The 19,437-nt window shown below is 32.9% G+C and carries 18 protein-coding genes; 11 read left to right on the top strand and 7 right to left on the bottom strand.

All coding sequences use genetic code 11. The features are described from left to right. Window positions 1-259: 259 nt before the first annotated feature. From AC3ITQ_RS21545 to AC3ITQ_RS21530, 4 genes are all read left to right on the top strand, one after another. Window positions 260-667, top strand: a complete 408-nt coding sequence (locus AC3ITQ_RS21545) for a hypothetical protein (protein WP_489236125.1) — start codon at window positions 260-262, stop codon at window positions 665-667. 193 nt (window positions 668-860) lie between these two features. After that, complete coding sequence (locus AC3ITQ_RS21540; RefSeq protein ID WP_489236124.1) at window positions 861-1,325, top strand: hypothetical protein; 465 nt, start codon at window positions 861-863, stop codon at window positions 1,323-1,325. A gap of 161 nt (window positions 1,326-1,486) precedes the next feature. After that, entirely contained in the window at window positions 1,487-1,924 is a 438-nt protein-coding gene (locus AC3ITQ_RS21535; RefSeq protein ID WP_489236123.1) for a hypothetical protein, read from the top strand. 164 nt (window positions 1,925-2,088) lie between these two features. Then, window positions 2,089-2,862, top strand: coding sequence for a DUF1835 domain-containing protein (locus AC3ITQ_RS21530; protein WP_489236122.1), 774 nt, complete (start codon window positions 2,089-2,091; stop codon window positions 2,860-2,862). A gap of 43 nt (window positions 2,863-2,905) precedes the next feature. On the opposite strand, the gene AC3ITQ_RS21525 is transcribed toward AC3ITQ_RS21530, so the two are convergent. Beyond that, window positions 2,906-4,612, bottom strand: a complete 1,707-nt coding sequence (locus AC3ITQ_RS21525) for a tetratricopeptide repeat-containing sensor histidine kinase (RefSeq protein WP_489236121.1) — start codon at window positions 4,610-4,612, stop codon at window positions 2,906-2,908. A 51-nt stretch (window positions 4,613-4,663) separates the two neighbouring features. After that, window positions 4,664-4,861, bottom strand: a complete 198-nt coding sequence (locus AC3ITQ_RS21520; protein WP_489236120.1) for a hypothetical protein — start codon at window positions 4,859-4,861, stop codon at window positions 4,664-4,666. 642 nt (window positions 4,862-5,503) lie between these two features. Here AC3ITQ_RS21520 and AC3ITQ_RS21515 point away from each other — a divergent pair. Continuing rightward, window positions 5,504-6,136 (top strand): hypothetical protein, encoded by a 633-nt coding sequence (locus AC3ITQ_RS21515; protein ID WP_489236119.1) that lies wholly within the window; start codon window positions 5,504-5,506, stop codon window positions 6,134-6,136. Between the two features lie 361 nt (window positions 6,137-6,497). On the opposite strand, the gene AC3ITQ_RS21510 is transcribed toward AC3ITQ_RS21515, so the two are convergent. Next, window positions 6,498-7,631: a nuclear transport factor 2 family protein gene (locus AC3ITQ_RS21510; protein ID WP_489236118.1), complete on the bottom strand. Its 1,134-nt coding sequence runs from the start codon at window positions 7,629-7,631 to the stop codon at window positions 6,498-6,500. Between the two features lie 281 nt (window positions 7,632-7,912). Between AC3ITQ_RS21510 and AC3ITQ_RS21505 the strand changes: the two genes are divergently transcribed. The 4 genes from AC3ITQ_RS21505 (at window position 7,913) to AC3ITQ_RS21490 (ending at window position 10,574) form a co-directional block, all read left to right on the top strand. Beyond that, entirely contained in the window at window positions 7,913-8,281 is a 369-nt protein-coding gene (locus AC3ITQ_RS21505) for a hypothetical protein (RefSeq protein ID WP_489236117.1), read from the top strand. Between the two features lie 172 nt (window positions 8,282-8,453). Continuing rightward, entirely contained in the window at window positions 8,454-9,200 is a 747-nt protein-coding gene (locus AC3ITQ_RS21500; protein WP_489236116.1) for a CPBP family intramembrane glutamic endopeptidase, read from the top strand. A 261-nt stretch (window positions 9,201-9,461) separates the two neighbouring features. Further along, window positions 9,462-9,929 (top strand): nuclear transport factor 2 family protein, encoded by a 468-nt coding sequence (locus AC3ITQ_RS21495; protein ID WP_489236115.1) that lies wholly within the window; start codon window positions 9,462-9,464, stop codon window positions 9,927-9,929. A 198-nt stretch (window positions 9,930-10,127) separates the two neighbouring features. Next, window positions 10,128-10,574 carry an SRPBCC family protein gene (locus AC3ITQ_RS21490; RefSeq protein ID WP_489236114.1) on the top strand — a complete coding sequence of 149 codons (447 nt, stop codon included), beginning with the start codon at window positions 10,128-10,130 and terminating at the stop codon, window positions 10,572-10,574. Window positions 10,575-10,675: 101 nt separating this feature from the next. Here the strand turns inward: AC3ITQ_RS21490 and AC3ITQ_RS21485 are convergent, their stop codons facing one another. The 3 genes from AC3ITQ_RS21485 to AC3ITQ_RS21475 all read right to left on the bottom strand — a co-directional run bounded on the left by AC3ITQ_RS21485 (window position 10,676) and on the right by AC3ITQ_RS21475 (window position 14,243). Then, window positions 10,676-10,840 (bottom strand): hypothetical protein, encoded by a 165-nt coding sequence (locus tag AC3ITQ_RS21485; protein ID WP_489236113.1) that lies wholly within the window; start codon window positions 10,838-10,840, stop codon window positions 10,676-10,678. A 34-nt stretch (window positions 10,841-10,874) separates the two neighbouring features. Continuing rightward, a complete protein-coding gene (locus tag AC3ITQ_RS21480; protein ID WP_489236112.1) occupies window positions 10,875-12,227 on the bottom strand; it encodes a GH1 family beta-glucosidase in 1,353 nt (450 codons plus the stop codon). 390 nt (window positions 12,228-12,617) lie between these two features. Next, a complete protein-coding gene (locus AC3ITQ_RS21475) occupies window positions 12,618-14,243 on the bottom strand; it encodes a L,D-transpeptidase family protein (RefSeq protein WP_489236111.1) in 1,626 nt (541 codons plus the stop codon). Window positions 14,244-14,524: 281 nt separating this feature from the next. Between AC3ITQ_RS21475 and AC3ITQ_RS21470 the strand changes: the two genes are divergently transcribed. Then, a complete protein-coding gene (locus AC3ITQ_RS21470) occupies window positions 14,525-15,310 on the top strand; it encodes a bestrophin-like domain (RefSeq protein WP_489236110.1) in 786 nt (261 codons plus the stop codon). An 8-nt stretch (window positions 15,311-15,318) separates the two neighbouring features. Here the strand turns inward: AC3ITQ_RS21470 and AC3ITQ_RS21465 are convergent, their stop codons facing one another. Next, window positions 15,319-17,949, bottom strand: a complete 2,631-nt coding sequence (locus AC3ITQ_RS21465; RefSeq protein WP_489236109.1) for a glycoside hydrolase family 3 C-terminal domain-containing protein — start codon at window positions 17,947-17,949, stop codon at window positions 15,319-15,321. Between the two features lie 249 nt (window positions 17,950-18,198). On the opposite strand from AC3ITQ_RS21465, the gene AC3ITQ_RS21460 reads away from it, so the two are divergent. Beyond that, window positions 18,199-19,248, top strand: coding sequence for a LacI family DNA-binding transcriptional regulator (locus tag AC3ITQ_RS21460; RefSeq protein WP_489236108.1), 1,050 nt, complete (start codon window positions 18,199-18,201; stop codon window positions 19,246-19,248). Window positions 19,249-19,437 lie beyond the last annotated feature (189 nt).

Here is a 19,437-nt window from a genome sequence, read left to right as displayed (position 1 = left end):
TAGATTGACTCTTTTTATGGGAAGTTAACAGTTCTTACGGGAATGAGTGTTCTGGAGCAGACAGAAATAGGATTTTTTGAGATGTTGTTGTTAATGGATGTTATTTTGTAATTTGAGAAAAGAAAAAGAATATATTTGAAAATAAATAAACACTGTCATTTGTCAGACATAGCGACCCAATTTTGGGTAGAAAAATCGGATTTTGTCAGATATATATACAAGTTAGTGGCAAGAAATCCGCAGAAACAAAAAATAAAATATGAACAATAAAAGCAATATTGATTCTAAATTTCAATCCCTATTAGAAGTTATCTCGGAAGAATATTTTCACGATTTGTTTGCAGAACTTATTGAAAGCTCACTATTTCTTGACGAACAGAAGCAAATTGAATTATTGGAAATTCTTGCAGAAAAATTTCAGAAGTTTTATAACGTTGATGAATTAACTGAAAACGAAAAAATATTTATTTCTAACCAGCTGATAAAATGGACGCATTTTTCTGATCTAAATAGAGTTTGCGAATTGGTTGGTTTTATGTTTTCTTTTGTCGATAAAAGATACTATGAATTTTTGCGAGTTAGTTTAAAAACTGAACAATTAACTTTTGATGTGAGAATGGAAATAGAGGAAAGTGTTGAAGAATTTGAAAAGATATATTTTAAATAATAACAAGCCAGCCACTAACAGCCAGTACAACGGATTTGGGCATTTGGCTTAATGGAAAAATGGTCTTTTATTTGGAATATTTGGCAAATCCGAAGAATGGGCTTAATTTAGTCCCAAACCCGTTGTAGTACCAGAACGTTAGCAGTAACCTTATCAGAAAATTGAGAATAAACCAAATTATATATAATTAAAAATGAAGAAATTATTAGTTATTGTATTCTTTATATTTTCAACAAATTTTTCATTTGCTTGTAGTTGCATTGGTAAATCTAAAATGAAAAAAGAAATTGAAAATACTAATGTTGTGTTTACAGGAAAAATAGTTTCGCGTAAAGTCTATGAAGAAAAAAATGAATATAATGAAAACTTGAATTTTGCCAAAGTGGAATATAAAGTTCTTATAATTGAAAGGTTAAAAGGCGAAATTAAAACAGATACTTTGACAATTTATACAGGTTTGGGTAACGGAGATTGTGGAATAAAATTTCAAATTGGAAAAAGCTATATCATTTATTCAAATTATGAAGATGAACATTTTAATAATGGCAAAAAAGTTCAAAAGTACTTAAGCACAAATATTTGTACTCGAACAATTGAATTTGAAAATACAAAATACAAAAAAATAAAGAAATATGCCAGAAGAAAAGGCTACTGCTAACAGATACTCCTATGGATTTGCGCAACAAGCTTAAAGGAAAGCCGATTTTGTATTTAGGATAATTTGCAAATCCGAAGAATGATCTTAATTTAGTCTCAAACCCAGCTGTAGACCAGAACGTTATAAGCAATATTAGACAGCATTTAGTTTAAATAGAAACAATGAAAATAAAAATCTTTCTACTCTTAGCATTTTCCCTTAATTCATGTGCGCAGAATTCTAACAAGTATGATTTTAAAAAATCTGATGTTCCAAAAGAGTATCAAGAATTATTGATTAATATTGAAACTTTGAAAACTGGTATGGTTAACTACATGAATGAAGCAAATCCAGACTATACCGAGAAAGATGTAAATCAATGTGTAATAATCTTGCAAAGCTATATTTTAGAAATCGCAAAGAGTACCTCAAAAAAAGATGGAATTGAAATAATCAAGTCAAAAATCCAAGAGTTAAATGAACTCAATAAAAAATGTGGCGATCAACTTATTGAGACAGGTGAAAGAGAACAAATTGCAGAAATTATTATTTCGGCAGGCTATAAAAAAGGTTATAACCAAAAAGACGAAGATGTAACCGAAGAGTGGCGGGAATGGTAATACTCCTCATAACAGCTATTCCTATAGATTTGGGCAATTGGCTTAGTGGAAAGTTGGTTTTGTATTTGAGATGATTTGGCAAATCCGAAGAATGGGCTTAATTTACTTCCAAACCCACTGTAGTAAACAGAACATTATAGGTAACACAAAAAAGCATCACAAACATGATTTATAATATTTTAAATGGTGATTCTATTGCTTACAGTTTTCCTGACACTAAAATTGAAGGAGACATAATCGTTGTTAGAGAAGCACTTATTGACGGAGATTTATCAGGCAATGACTTGCAAAATTTTTGGCATTCAAGAGCGAAGTATTTGAAAGTTACAGAAGCCGAGTATCACGACAAGGTTGTAAGTGAATTTGAAAAAATAATGAATGTGCGCGGCGATTCCGAATTCAATCTTTGGTTTGAGTATGACCTATTCTGCCAGGTAAACATGTGGTTTATTATTTCGGTCATCAATAGTTTGCCAGTAAAGAGAAAAGTTTATGCCGTTTATACTTCCTATTTAGACAGAAAGAATAAGCATTTTTGGAATGGATTTGGACCAGCTAATGCAAGTCAGCTTCAAGCTTGCTTTGCTGATAGAGTTCTTTTAAGTGATGCTGACTTACAATTAGGACAAGAATTATGGACAGCCTATAAAGACAACAATTTTGACCAATTAATTTACCTTGCAAAAAATCAATCTTTTGCTTTTCCATATTTGCAGGAAGTAGTAAAGGCTCATATTGAACGTTTCCCAAAAGATGGCTCAAAAGGAAGACCCGAAAAAGTTATCGAAGACATTATAAAAAATGTTTCTACTGACTTTCATAAAGTGTTTAAAGAATTCTGTAATAGGGAAAGTATTTATGGCTTCGGTGATACTCAGGTAAAAGTCATTTATGATAAAGTAATGCTTTATCAAGATACAAATGATAATTGTTTTTAGGTATAAAGTATAGAATATAGAATTTAAATTTTGCAATTTCACTTTACTTCGGCATTGAAATTTTGACCTTAAACCCTTTATCAGGTTCTGTATCAAAATTAATAGTTCCTTTAACGGCCTGAATACGGCTTTCCATGTTTTGGAGGCCATTTTTTGTCATCTTCGTTTTTTCGCATCCTACACCATTATCCGTGTAGTGTATTAAAATAGATTTGTGATCATTTTCAAATTTTATAAGCACTAAACTTGCCTTACTGTGTTTCTTCATATTCACCATTAGTTCCTGTAAAACTCTACTGATGGTTATCTTTTTTGTATCGTCAATAATTTCCCAGTTGATATCTTCTAAATTAGTGGCAATGATATTTCTTTCATTGGTATTAAAAGCCAAAAGCATTTCTTTTATACTGTTGGTAAAATCTGTTCCGGTTTCAATTCTATTGTTTTCTTTTGAAATTCCTCTCACCCGTCCGTAAATATCATCTAATTTTTCGAGTAGATTCTCTTTAGTACTTTCATTAGATAGAGGTTGAGATTCGGCAAAAGCAATTACATGATACACATCGTTTGCTAATTCGTCATGGATTTTTTTAGCAATACGGGTTTCGGTGTTATACGAAGTTTTAAATGCTGTAACCTTGTTTTTATTTTTATAATAGCGAATTAAAATGGCTATTAAAATGACTAGAAAAATAAAAACAATTCCAAAAACAATCCGTAAATATTTAGCTTGCTGAAGTGACAAAAGATTTTCTGCTTTTTCTAAACGAAGTTTTGCGTTTTCGTCTTTTTCTATTTTAGCATCGTATTTAATTTTGGCAAATTTATTTTTAAAGTTATTTCTAACCTTAATGATGCTGTCATTTAGTGTAAAATACTGTTGCACATATTTGCTGTGCTGACCGCTGTGATTATTTGAAATTATAATTTGAAGCGCTTCTAATCTTTCATCAACACTATTTAGTTTGGTAGCAATATTGTAAGCCTTAAAAGCATTTTCATCTGATTTTTGAATGTCTTTTTTGGAATAGTAATCAGCCAGATGCAGATAACTTTCAATACTTCCATAAGAGTCTTTGATTTCGTCTCTTCTATGAAGCGCTTCAGTCATTAAAGAGAATCCTTTTTCATTCATTCCGTTTTTAAAATAGGCATAACCTAAATTGTCTTGAATTCTTGCTTTAGTAGATGCTGTGGCTTTATTTTCCAAAAATTTCTTTCGTAAAATTGATTCTAGAATTGTAATCGCCTTATCGTATTTTTTTTGGTAGATATAGACAGCAGCAATATTGCTTATGGGCATGTATTTACCAACAGGATCTGGCTCATCTTTAATGGCTTCCTTATAGTAAAAAATAGCATCATCGTAAAGGGATAGTTCTTTATCAGCGATACCTAATGTATTATTTATTGAAGAGGTGTATGCATTCCTTTTTTTATAATAAGCTAAGGCTTCGGTAACAGTTTCTTTACTTCCATAGTAGTCTCCATTGACTTGTTGAATGAATGCCATTTCAATAAGTATGTATCCAATATTGGCACTGTCTTTTAAAGTTTCAAAAAGTTGTTTTGATTTATTGAACTCGTAAAAAGCGACATTAAAGTTTTGTTTGGATCTATTTTCAATTGCTTTATCTCGTAAAGTAAATGCCTCTTTTTTGATAGGTTCTGTGTTAATATCGACAGTCTTTTTTTCCTGACAGGAAATGAAAAGAAGAATAATAAAACAAAAAAACGGGGACCGTAACATATAAATTTACTTTCCCCGAAAATAGTAATTAATTAGATACTAAAAATATATTTATTTATCAGTTGACGGTGGCGGAGGTGGCGGAAATTTTGGTTCGTCACCAGGACCACCAGGAATAGGAATTTCAGCCTGGATAGGATTAGTAATCTTTTCGATTTTCTTTTTTGGTTGAGTTTCAATCTCATCCGGAGTACAAGAAAATATAGTAAATAGTAAAGCGAAAGCGCTTAAAAGTATTAGTTTTTTCATTTTAATTTAATTTAGAAATTAGACATGGGTATGGCCGTCCGGAATATTCCGGCGCTTGTTAATGGCGACACCAAATTGATTTTGGGAAGTAAAAAGTGTAGAACTGTAAGACGTTATTTATACTTCCCGAATAAACTCGGTCTTACTGTTTTCCACAATGTTAATTTGAACTAGTTTTATATTTTTGTTTTAATCTGCAGACAAAACTTGAACTAATTTCTATGGCAAAGGAAAGGCGCTTCTAGCCCTTTGTTGATAAGGGATTCCCAGAATTCCCGCGTTTTCCTGAGATTCCCGCGAATTCCTGAAAAACAAAATACAATGCATACTAAATTAGGTTTGTTAGAACATGTTTTGTGAATTTAAAAACACACCCGACCTTTATTTAATAGAGATAAAAACCACTAAAAAGGTTGTCTCGCACTATTAAAAAAAGATGAAAAATGGAGTTTTGAAGAAATCAGCCCGTTTACGGTTTTCCACATTTTTAATTTGAACTAGTTTTATATATTTGTTTTAATCAGTACATAAAACGGGAACTAATTTCTACGGAAAAATAAAGGCGCTTTGAAGTCTTTTTTTATACGGAATTATCAGAATTGTTACGTTTTTCTGAGATTCCAAAAAATCTTAAAAAATACCATGCATCATACATTAGAAGAATATAAAAAAGCGATTAAAATTAAATACGAGATAGAAAAAGAAGCAGAACATTTTGATTTTTTGTATAACCCTTCCCGCGGAAAACTCCGTGACTTGTGCTGGCTCATTTTTGAAAATAACCCAACGAAAGAGGACCTAAATGTTTTTAGAAATTTATTTTGTTTAGATTTTGATCATACTAAAAAAAATAAGTTTAAGGAACAAAAAGACAAGTTCAGGCCTATTGAAACTTTCTTTAAAGGCGAAACAGATCCATCAAATATTGATGCAATAAATCTCGCAGCAGTTATGGTTGATTTTCAACCGCGACCTTTTAAAAAATTTAATGAAAAATGTAGAATTGAAGAAGCAAAACAGATTGAGATTGCGGATAAAGCTAATGAAGTTGTTGAAATAGAAAAAGAAGTCATAGGCGTAGAGTGTTTAGTGAAAAATGAACATGAAGAGTCGAAAGAGCATCCTAAAAAAGGAAATCTTTGGTTTGATTTTGCAGCTACATTTTCTAAAAAAATAGGTCAGAAAATATATCCACGAAAAATAATTACGATAGGAATTGGAGCGGTTGCTCTGATGTCTTCTGCGCTTTTATATTTTGTGCAGAAAAAAGATTAGAAAGCAAAGTTTCTAAAGAATAGTGGAAAGCATTTTTTCGAAAAATAAAATGCATAAAGAAGTAAAAAGAATAATTTTCTAAAGGGAAATTTTGGCTTTGAAATAGTTTGTTTTTTGGCATATATTATCTGTTATTTATAATATAAAGATAAGAAAAATAATCCGTTAAACCTAATTAATATCAAGGAAATAGCGATTTTTTTTGCTCTAAAATGCATTTTTTTTTAGAAATTTATTGGATGATTATAGCATGAAAAAATAAGGTATTTTTTAGATCATAATTTCGCAGGGAATGATAAAAAAAGCCTGTAAATTTTATGTTACAGGCTTACGATTTTTCATTTGTGCCGATCAGTTACTACTAAAGTTCATTATTTGTTTTTGCACCATTTAGTATTTCTATAATTTTTAAAGCGACGTCGCTTGATGATTGAAAATTTTGCCCAGTAACGATTCTCCCATCCGTTTCTACATGTGAGACATCACCTTTGGAAAACTTAAAAGTGCCACCCCTCGCTTCAATTGTCTTTTGAATTAAGAAAGGAAACTGCTTAAAATAGGCTCCATCTTGTTTTTCGAAGGAATCGGGATAACCGCTAATTTTTTTCCCCGCTACTAAATATTTGCCATCATTTGTTTTTAAGTTCACAATTCCGGCGGTTCCATGGCAAACAGAAGAAATAACCCCTTTATTTTCTTCATATACTTTTAAGGCAATAGTTTGAATTTGCTTGTTTTCTGGTACATCATACATCGCAGCTCCGCCGCCAACGTAATAAACAGCCTTGTAATTTTTGGAATCTATTTCTTCTGGCTTTTTAGTATTTTTTATCGCATACATAAAATCCGGGTCAAATAAATATTGCTTTTGTAAAGTGTCGGAGGTATTGATGTAGGCTAATGGAATACTTCCCCCTTCAGGACTTACAAAATCGACGTTGTAACCTGCTATTTTAAAAGTATTGTAAGCATTTACTATTTCAGCAAAACTATTGCCCGTTGCTATGGTCGATTTGCCGTAATAATGAGCATTGGAAACAATAAATAAAATTTGCTGCCCTAATTTATTACTAGTCATACTGCCAGCGGACTTACTGATTATTTTCCATTCGCCCTGAATCTTTTTGAGTAAAAAAAGATCAATAAATTCCATTTTTTTGTCGGGTATTAGTATTTCGGCCTTAGCCAAAGCTATATTGTTAAATAAATCAATTGAAATAACCCTGCCTACGCGACCATTAAACTGTCCCTGCTTATCATTTTTAAACCATGAAGTATATTCGCTAATGGGTACAATCCATAATTCTTTGTCTTTGTGGCTCAAAAATAGATTGGCCTCCGGATAAAATGCTTTTTCGATGCATTCAGGTTTGTTGTACGAGGTACCATCAATGTAATTTTGAATACATTTTTTAACTGCTGACTCTTCTTCTGTTTGTGCCAGTAAACAAGTTGGTAAAAATACCAGTGTGATAAAATAGATGATTTTTTTCATAAGCTTTTAGAATTAAAATTTTCACAAAGCTATGATTGGCCGTATTTGAACCGGAATAAATTTATAATTCAGGAGTACTGATTTATAAATTAGGACAAAAAAGTACGTTTTTGATGAGTTTACAAGTGCTATTTCTTTAGCTTTTTATAAGTTAGTCATTGAGAATTATTATGTTTAAAATATGAAAACTTCCTTTTTCCGGACAATTGATTTGTAATAAAATTATTTATATTTATAAAATATTACAATAGAGTCGATCACTTGTAACTAAAAACATTTTTATGAAAAAGCTCCTAATACTATTCATTCTTTTATCAACTTTTGGTTGTAAAAAATATGTTGTCTCGTTTGAACAGCCAACAAATATGAAACTTGATAAATTAAAACTGGAAGTACTTCTGGATAAAAAGAAAGTTCAGGATATTAACTTGAATGCAACAAATGCGCTGCCTTCGTATGAAACAGTAGCATTGTCAACATCAGGTGATGGAAAACATCTGCTTCAGGTTAAAGTAAAAGATACTGTCTTTAGTTATGATATAAACTATCCCGAAGAAAAATACATCCTTTTGACTGCGCACTTAAAAGAGAATGGCAAGATCCATATTGGCATTCTAAAACAGCAGTATAAATTTAGGTTTCAAAGATAAGTAGTTGTGAATAAAACCTTTTTTAAATTGAAAAAATACTTTCCCTGAAAAAATAATGCGTGATTAAAATCATACATATCTATATTAATTTGGGTAGCTATGTATGATTTTATAAGACATATAAATAAGCTACAGGCAAGTTTAAAAAAAACGAATTACAAAAAAAACATTAATGACTAATCGACTTTATTTAAATTTATTTATAAGCTTAACAATATTGTTGATAGGATATTATTCCGCAACAGAAATCACAACTTATTGGGGGAATAAAATTGTAAATATAACTTCTATAGTTTTGGCAAGTTTATTTTTAACAGGCTTTAGTTTTAAAAACTTACCGAAGAAAGTTGATTTAGAAATTTATTATAAATATTTGTTTCCAATCTCATTTGGAATTATTGGTTTATGTTTGCTGAATTATTTCATTCCTGCATTGGTTTACAAATTAATGGACTGGAATTTTAATAATGATATTTTAGAATCAATTACAAATTTACCGAGATTTTTAATTATGATGGTTTTGAGCGTATTCTTGGAAGAATTATATTACAGAAGAATAATTGCGCAAAAAATATTAAATGAAAAGGGGTTTAGAAAATCAATTTGGTTGTCAGCATTGGCTTTTTGTATTGGTCATTTCTTTTCAAGCACAGGTTTACTAAGTGCTTTTTTAGGCGGTTTGGTTTTAGGGTATATATTTCTGAAAACAAAGAGTTTAATGTTAAGCTTTATTGCTCACTTAATTTACAATTATACTACATATTTTGGTGCATCAAAACTTAATGAAAACACTAATTTGTGGAACTCATATCTAATAATTACTTTCATTATTTTGATTGGACTTTTAATGATTGCTATAATGTTTTATATCATAAAAAAGTGGAAACCGAAAGTAGAAGCTAAAAAAACCTGCCAGTAACAGCTACTCGGATTTGGGCAATTGGCTTATTGGAAAGTTGGTTTTGTATTTGGGATGATTTGGCAAATCCGAAAATAGAGATTAATTTAGTCCCAAACCCGCTGTAGTACCAGAACGTTAGCAGTAATTATCAATCGACAAAAAACACCAGACAGTAATACTAGCTGGATTTTAATGGAATTTTCGTTTAAACTGAAATAATCGTTTTCAAAATTCCACAATGTGGGACCGTTAAGTAGAATTTGAACTAACAAAATACATATGAAAACACATTTAAAAATATTATTTTCTATTTCATTACTTTTTTTATTAACTAACCAAATAATTGCGCAGGATGCCTCAAAAGCTCATAAAGACTCACTAGATACTGTAGTGAAGAAATATTACGATTTGAACCTTAAAATATTTCAGAAAAACTCAACAATCGAAGATATTGATCGCGCTTTTGAACTTTTTACGGATGACTTTGAATATGTTCATCCAAAATATGGTGGAACTTATACCAGACAAGATTTGTATAATGGATACGTCAGAAATCAAAAAAAAGGAGGTTATGACGGAAAAATTACAGATATAAAAATAGTAAACAAAATTATCGGACTAAACGCAGTAGTTGTAGAAAAAAGGTTTGTTAAAAAGAAAGATGATGGTATTAAAGTTGGAGACTCAGAAATGACACTTTTTGAGTTTAAAAATGGGAAAATTTCCCGAATCTTTGAATATTGGTAATCAACTGAAAACTATACCTAAAAGCTACTACAACGGATTTGGGCAATTGTCTTAATGGAAAGTTGGTTTTGTATGTAAGATTATGTGGCAAATCAGAAAAATGGATTTAATTTAGTGCCAAAACCGCTATAGTGGCAGAACATTCACGGTCATTGTAACAGATAATTTTTCTAATTTAATTATTAGTTTACTAAAATTATGGACAAGGAAACATTTAAAGACTCACTATTTATCGAGACTATAATCCATACTTCAGTTGAAAAAGTGTGGGAAGCGTGGACCGAACCTAATGTTATAATGAAGTGGTTTGGATCTGATCCCAAAGGAAAAGTATTAAGTGCAAAACTAGATGTCAGGTCAGGTGGTAGTTTTGAAGTAGTTTTTAAAGATGCCGACCAGACCGAGCATACTTGTCATGGCATTTATACCGAGATTGAAAAATTAAGTAAGCTAACGTTTACCTGGCATTGGAAAAGCGAACCCAGCGTAGAATCTTTTATTGTTTTGTTGCTAACTGAAGAGGGTAAATCAACGAAAATGCAGTTTGAACATATGAATTTCGGAAACGGTTCAAAACATGACTATGTAAAAGGATGGCAAAGTACATTCTTAAAACTTAAACAACTATTAGGTGATAACCTTTAAAATTATAGAGAAAGAATAATGAACGTAGCAGCTATGAAAATATAAGTAAACCACATGCGGCGAAGGATATTGTACATAGTAGGTCTAGCTTCTAAAAATCCTTACAAATTAGGATCATCATTAATCTCCACTTCCTCAGATTTTTTAGTGTAGTTTAATTCTTCTTCGATCTTTTTACGGTCTTTTTTATTTTGCTTGATTAGAAAATAAACTAATATAGCAACTCCAATTATGATTGCTGAAATAATAAGCCAATTGATTTCCATAAGATTGCTATTTTAAGTTTATCAGAATTTTTATTTAAGATAAGAAATCGCGAAACCATAAACCGGAATGCTTGATGGTTCTTTTCTGCGTTTCAAAATCAACGTGTATTAATCCGAAACGGGCGTTGTACCCTTCGGCCCATTCAAAGTTATCCGTAAGGCTCCACACAAAATAGCCATCAACACTTAAACCATCTTCTTTGGCCTTCAGGATTTGCTCTAAATGATCCTGAATAAAGTGTGTGCGTTTAATGTCGTAAACTTTTCCGTTAGTAACTGTATCAGGAAAAGCAGCACCATTCTCCGTAATTATAATTTTTCGGATGCCTTCATATGCATTAAATCTTTTTAGGATATGATACAGGGCAGGAGGATAGACTTCCCAACCCATGTCGGTGGCGATGACATTTCTTTTTTCGGCACTTATTAATTCGGCACCAATATAGGGCGTCAATAACGAAGCTTTTACAATTTCTCTAGTATAACATTGCAATCCGATAAAATCGAAATCAAAGGCCAGATTGTTGCCGTCATCTTCTTTGATATAATTATTCAGTTTTTTAAGTACTGCCAAATCTTTTTGAGGATAACCCATTCCTAAAATAGGTTCTATAAAAGTTCTGTTCAGTAAAGTATCGACACGTTTTGCGGCTTCGATATCTTTTATGTTCTGAGAAAAAGGTTCAATATGCGTACAGGAGAAAGTAGTTCCGATGTTCGCATCAGCTACTTTATCTCTCAGTATTTTGCCACCGGCGGCTGTAGCCAAAGTTACATGATGCATGGCTTTTAGGTAATTGGTAATTCCCTTTTTTCCGGGAGCGTGAATTCCCAGAAAATAACCCGCTCCGGTAAAAACAGAAGGTTCATTGATGACCATCCAGTTTTTTACGCGATCGCCAAAGTGTTTTGCACAAACCTCGACATAGTCAGAAAACCAGGAAACTGAATCGCGATTGGTCCATCCGCCGTTTACTTCGAGTGCATGTGGCAAGTCCCAATGATAAAGTGTAACCCAGGGTTCGATACCTTGTTCAAGTAAAGAATCTATAATTTTATTGTAGTAATCAATTCCGGCCTGATTAACAGGATGCGTTCCGGTTGGCATAATTCGGGGCCAGCTGATCGAAAATCTGAAATTCGGAATATTTAAATGGCTTATTAAATTTATATCGTTTTGGTACGAATTATAAAAATCGCAAGCCGTTAGGGCATGATGACCGTTTTTTACTTTTCCTTTTTGAGCTGTAAAAACATCCCAGATTGAAGAACCTTTTCCGTCGGCATCATGTGCTCCTTCAATTTGGAAAGCGGCGGTAGAAACACCCCACAAGAAATCCTGTCCAAATTGGTCTTTGTGTAAAAATGACTTCTCAACTTTATTCATTCAATTGACTTTCCTTATTTTTAAACTAATAATTTATTTTAAACTGATAACTTATTAGTGAAGGAAAGTAGAATGCATCGCTCTTAAAAAAAGCCATTCTTTGAATGAAACCAAGAAATTTAGATTGAAGAATTTCATAATGTTTAGTTTTACTCAAATTAATAAAACTAATATGAATTGATCGTAACGGTAAGATTATGAAATTGTTAAGAGATTAAAAAAAGTTTTTCCAGGGGTTATTTTTTTATTAGAATTAGTATTCAGCTAAAAAAATAATAATACAAACAAAAATAGAAAAACCTCCAGAAATACCATTCCAGGAGGTTTATTCTCTATATTCTTTAATCTATACTCTTTCTTCTTTACTCTTTACTCTATTTTCTAAAAAGACTAATTATTAGCCGTCTTATACCCCGTATCCAAAGGAAAAAGCAAGCTGTTAAGTTTAACATCACGCTCATAAACATCAGGAAAAAATCCAATATCACCTTCTTTGCTTACCCAGGCAGTGAAATAGCCTATATAGATTGGGATTTTTTTAGTTAGTTTGAATGGCGTTTCTTTTTCACCGCTCATTGCCGTATTAATCTTATCAATCGTCCAGTCTGGATAATCCTTCATCATGGCAACGGCAAGTTCTTTTGCTTTTTCGACATTGATACAGCCGTGACTGAAAATCCGTTTTTCAAAACCAAATAAAGTTTTAGAAGGGGAGTCGTGCATGTAAATATCGTTTGGATTTGGAAACATAAATTTCACAAGTCCCAAAGCGTTTTCCGGACCTGGCTTTTGTCTTACGTTTCCGCCGTTCCATTCCATATTATGCTCTGCCAGATAATTTTTGTCTTCCGCAATTTTTAACTGTAATTCATTTTTAATAATACTTGCCGGTACATACCAATACGGACTAAAAACAATGCGATCTATCTGTCCGCTAAAGATGACGGTTTTGGTTAATGGAGTACCGATAAAAACTTTAGATACAACATCGTAATTTCCATTTCGGACGAAATACAGCCTGAACGACGGAATGTTAACCATCACATATTCTTCTTGGTTTTCTAATGTTGGCGGAATCCATCGACAGCGTTCCATATTTAACATCAAAGTTTTGATACGATCACTTACCGGCTCATTCATTTGATTAATATGCTCTTTGTTAATAATATAATTTGGAGTGAGTACATGGCGGAGTTTGTATTTCATTACACCATCCATTAATTCCTGATCATAAAAATTACTTTTAGAATCCTGGGCCAAATCACCAAGAACAAAAAGTCGTGTTCTGATGTCCTGAATCGTAACTCCGGTATCATCCGGTCTTAAGTCTTTGTATGGATTTGGCATTGTAATGGTTTTCCAGGTGTTGTTTTTTTCAATTTCCCTGTATTTTTTTAAAACATTCTGAAGTTTGTAATATTGACTAAAAAGAATATGATTATTTTCATCCAATAAATTGTGATTGGTAACAATAGAATCTAATAAAGTCTCATAAGAAAGTTTTTTCTTTGGTAAATACCATTCGATTTTATTTTGTTCAGCGGCATCCATTCCCTGAAAAACATGTTTTGCATAAAGGATATACATGGAACTCAATAAAAGCTCAGTATCCGACTCTGAAATCTTTTCAGTCAAATCTTCATCAAAAACCTTGTCTATTTTATCTTTATACGGAATCCTCACCTGAACACCTTGTTCGTAAGTAGAGTTCAGTTTTTGATACATCAAATGTCCAAATTCGTTGATGTCATTGCCCTCGTACCAGATTGACTTATAGGATCTGTCTTTGTAAAGTGTTGAAACATCTTTTTGATACTCTTTTAATTGAGAATATTTTTTAAAAAAGGCCAACACAGTTACATCGTCAATAATGGGTGCTGTGTAATTATCAAAAGAAGGATCTGGAATAAAAAAAGCAATTTTCTTATGGTCAGAAAGAGTTTTATCCTTTGAAAATCCAAAGGAAGAAACAATAAAGCAGGAAATTAAAAAGATTGTCAGAGTAAAATTTTTCATTTTTTTTCATTTTACGTTACTACTATTTGCCAAAAGGTCAATGCAGGTTGAGGTAATAAAAAAAATGATTTGGGGAAATCGTATAGAAAGCAAATTTCTACAATCAAATTTAGAAAAAAAATCTTATTATTTTTCCTTTTTAGTTCAGAATAATGTTTGATTTAATTTCAAATAGAGAAGAAAAATAATAATTGTAATATTTTGAAATTCAATAGGTTTAGAATTACGGAATAAAGATTATATTTGATTTGCCAGTTTTACTATCCAAATACGAAAGAACCATGATAAATGTAAGTTTTTTTGAGCTTTTAGGAATGTTTGTTATTCCTTTCTTCAGTATTTTAATCCCCATTCTTGCAGGTCAGTATTACGGCTTATTAGTGAGGAATAAATCCGGAAAAGTAAATGATTCTCCAGTCGGATCAGTAGTAGGAGCCGCACTTGGGCTTTTGGCTTTCATGCTGGCTTTTACATTTCAGATTGTAGACAATCGCTATAATAACAGAAAAGAGCTTTTGCTGGAAGAAGTGACCATAATCAGAAAGGCGTATCTTCAATCCGGATTAATACCGGACCCCTATCGTTCTTCTTCCCGAAATCTTTTAAAAGAATATACAGATTTGCGTGTTAGTCTTTTTAAAGATCTTTCAGTAAAAAAAATAGAAAATCTAAAGAAAAGATCACAAAGTATCCTTGATTCACTATGGAGCTATTCTGAAGCTTTAGCGGCGCAAGATCGCAGTTCTGAAGCGTATTCACTTTATACCGGTTCAGTAAACGAACTCGTTGACAATTATAATAAGCGCGTCACTTTTACTTTCGAATACCGACTGCCAGCCACAATTTTATGGGTACTGTTTATAATAATTTTATTTACGATGCTCATTCTCGGCTATCAATTTGGAATTTCAGGTAAAAAAAATCATGTTTTGGCCGTTTTTATTTCCATTATTTTTTCTTCGGTTATGTTTCTGATTTTAGCTTTAGATCGTCCGGAAACGGGAATAATGCAATTAAATCAGGCTCCGATGGAAACGCTTTATAAACAGCTTCACAGTAAAAAATAGCTTTGTTTTTATTCAATCAAAAGACTTTTGGTTAAAACATTACCACTTGTTTTATTAGTTTCATCAGGCTGATGACCGCCAATGGCAATTTTAATCTCGCCATTATATTCCTGATAAACACCTTCAGTACTAACATGCGATAAGTCTTCTGGAGAGAGGGTAAAAGTTATAGTTTTACTTTCGCCAGATTTAAGATTAATACGTTCAAATCCCTTCAAAGTTTTCAAAGGTGCTTTGATGGCTTTGTTTTTATTGATAACATATAACTGCGCAACTTCTTCGCCTGCCATTTTTCCGGTATTGGTAATGCGTACAGAAATAGAAACGCTTTTTCCTTTACTAATTTTAGAAGGCATTGTTAACTGATCGTATTTAAAAGAAGTATAACTAAGACCATATCCAAAACCATAAAGCGGCGTTCCTTTAAAATAACGATACGTTCTGTTATCCATTTTATAATCTACAAATTCAGGTAAGTCTGAGTCGCCTTTATAAAAAGTAATTGGTAATCTTCCGGCGGGATTATAATCTCCAAAAAGAATATCAGCAACCGCAGTTCCCGCTGCCTGTCCGCCATACCACGCATTTACAATAGCAGGAACATTTTGAGCTTCCCACGGAATAGCAATTGCACTTCCGGTCATCATCACAAAAACTACTGGTTTTCCGCTCGTTTTTAAAGCTTTCATTAAATCGGTTTGTACTGCTGGCAATAAAATTGAAGTACGGTCGCCGCCTTTAAAGCCTGGAAAATTCACTTTCATTTCTTCGCCCTCCAGTTGAGGTGAAATTCCACCTGCAAAAACAAAAGCATCAACATCTTTTAAACGATTGATAAGAGCCGTAAAATTGGTTTTTTTATAGTTTCCGGCATTCAGGGCAACGTTGCCTTTTCCTTCTCCCTGCCAGTATTCGACAACCAAATTATAAACGGTTCCTTTTATTGTTTTTAATTCAAAAGTTTGTCCACCCCATCTGTTTTTAGTCCAGGCATTTAGTTCTTCTTTTCCATTCACAAGAAAACGATAGCCATCGTCTGCGGTAAGTTCAAAAGTGATACTTCCATTTTCAGCTGCCGTAAAGTTGGTGGTGTAACGGGCAGAAAAATTATTGGCTTTGATGTTTTGAACCACTGTCTGGCCTTCCTGCCAAAAATGATTCAATTCTGTTTCTATTCTTGTAATTTCAGGCTTTCCTGACAGGTCTGTGTTGTTGAAATATTCTGCTTTAAAACCTTGTTTGCCTTCAAAAGCATATTGGTTTTTAAGATCGGCATACACTAATAAAGTATCATTTGTAAAGTTGATGGCCTGCTCATAAATAACTTCGGTATTGCTGCCTAATTTATCTTTAATGCCTTGTAAAACCGTTGATAGTTTAGAAGGTGTTCCGTTGTAATTTCCTAAAATAGAAATCGAATTATCTGCGTTTGGCCCCAGAACTGCAATCTTTTTAATTTTTTTGCTAAGAGGCAACGTATTGTTTTCGTTTTTCAGTAAAACCATCGATTGTCTGGCCATTTTTAAAGCATGTTCCTGATGTGCCGGACTTTCTAAAACAGAAGCTGGAGTTTGCGCATATTTTACCATTTCGACAGGATCAAACATTCCTAATCGGAAACGGATCATGTAAAGACGTTTTACCGAAATATCAATTTGTGATTCTGGTATTTTTCCGGTTTTAACTGCTTCTACCAAAGCTTTATAGGCGTCTGTTCCGCAGTCAATATCGGTTCCATGAAAAACCGCATCTGCAGAAGCAGAAGCTGCATCCGGATGTGTTTTATGATTTTTGAAGAAGTCGTCAATAGCCCAACAATCTGACGTTACATAACCATCAAATTTCCATTGGTTGCGCAAAATATCGGTCATCAGAATATCGCTCGCACAACAAGGCTGAGTCCTGAAAGCATTGTAGGCACACATAACACCCGCAACTTTTGATTCGGTTATCAGTTTTTTGAAGGCAGGCAAATACGTATCCCAAAGTTCATATGGCGTTACATCAACATCAAAAGTATGTCGCAAAGGTTCCGGACCGCTATGAACCGCATAATGTTTGGCACAAGCTGCCGCTTTTAAATATTTTGGATCATCTCCCTGGAGCCCTTTAACAAAAAAGTCACCTAAAGCAGCAGTCAAAAACGGATCTTCGCCATAGGTTTCCTGTCCGCGTCCCCAACGAGGATCACGAAAAATATTAATATTGGGTGTCCAATAAGTAAGCCCCAGATAACGTTCGTTGGTTCGGCCTAATTCGACGGCCTTATTGTAAATCGCCCTTCCTTCAAGAGCTGAATAATCGGCCATTGTAAAAAGTGAATTTTTATCAAAAGTCGCAGCCATTGCAATAGCTTGCGGATATACCGTTGTTTTAAAAGGTGTTCTTGCAACTCCATGAAGTGTTTCATTCCACCAGTCGTAAGCCGGAATTTCCAATCTCGGAATTGCAGGCGAGGAATTCAGCATTTGAGATACTTTTTCTTCCAGAGTCAGACGGCTTACAAGATCATTCACCCTTGCTTCAAAACTTAAAGAGGTATTTTGAAATTGGAATTTTTCTTTTTTATCCTGTGCTATAGAAGAGATCGAAAGAAAAGAAAAGAGTATGATTTGATAAAGAGCGATTGATTTTTTCATATGACATTTTTTTTAATCTGTCTCCATAATTCTCCAAAGCATATCGATGCTTATTTGAACTATAAAAAGGAAGTATGTTTTATTGTAAAATTTAATTGCAACCGATTGTGTAAAGAAAGAAAAAATAATTTAATTTTACCGAAAAAATATCAGGAATTTATTTCTCATAAATAGTGGAAACATGAAGTCAGCAAATTTTAATGTCGATTTATAATGTAAAATAACCACTATTTTATTTATAAAATTTTTATGGAAGAAAGTAGAGATGTTACCATTTATGATATTGCGCAGCGAATGAATGTTGCGACTTCGACGATTTCGCGTGCTTTAAAAGATCATCCTACTATAAGCGATAAAACTATAAAAAAAGTAAAGAAAGTAGCCGAAGAAATGGGCTTTCGACCAAATATTCTGGCAGCGGGCTTACGCGGAAATTCAACCAAAATTATTGGAGTTTTAGTAACCCGAATCAATAGACCTTTTATTTCATCCTTAATTAGTGGTATTGAGGAAATTGCCCAAAAATCGGGTTATAGTGTTATGATCACACAAAGCCACGATTCGTATGAGGCTGAGGTTAATTTATCAAAAGCACTTTATGATAGTCGGGTTTGTGGTATAATTTGTTCTTTGGCAATGGCTACACGTGATACTTCTCATTTCCAAAAGTTTATCGATAAAAATATCCCATTGGTTTTTGTGGACAGGGTGCCAAAGGATTTTAGTACCTATCGCGTTATGATTGATAATTACTCTGCCGGATATAAAGCGACAAAACACCTGATTGATCAAGGTTGTAAGCGTATTGCACACATTACAGGTTCGCAACATCGGAATACCTATAGTGAACGAAAAAGAGGTTATGTAGATGCTTTGCTGGAAGCCGGATTGATTGTAGATGAAGGACTTATAACCGAAACGAACTTGTCTTTTGAAGAAGGTGAAACTGTGGCTAATGCGTTATTCGATTTGCCAAATCCTCCAGATGGTATATTTGCTTCAAATGATACTGCTGCTGTCGGCGCCATTCAGGTGGCGAAAAGAAGAGGTCTTAAAATTCCTCATGATATTGCAATTGTTGGTTTTAATGATGACCCAATTGCCTCAATAATTGATCCGGGATTAACCACAATTTCGCATCCTGCCGTCAAAATGGGGCAGACATCAGCCAAGAAAATACTAAACCACTTAAAGACGGGTAAAAAGAACTCTGAAACGCCTAAAAAAGATAGTATTACCGAAGTTACTTTTTTAAATACTGAAGTTTTAGTTCGCGCTTCTTCAAAGCGAATAGAATAATTTTTTTTTGATATAAATTGATAATTTTCTATCGATTGCTTCTCTTTTTTAACAAAAGAATTGGTGTAGTGTAAAAAATTTTGCAGTAAAATTTTTTTCTTAAAACACAATGCTATATTTTTACGCAACCGATTGCAAGTTTTTTAATTAATCATTCAAAAAATCACCCGATGCGATATCTAAAGAACC

The sequence above is a fragment of the Flavobacterium sp. KH_001 genome (assembly GCF_057840745.1).
This window is presented reverse-complemented; position numbering and strand designations above follow the sequence as displayed.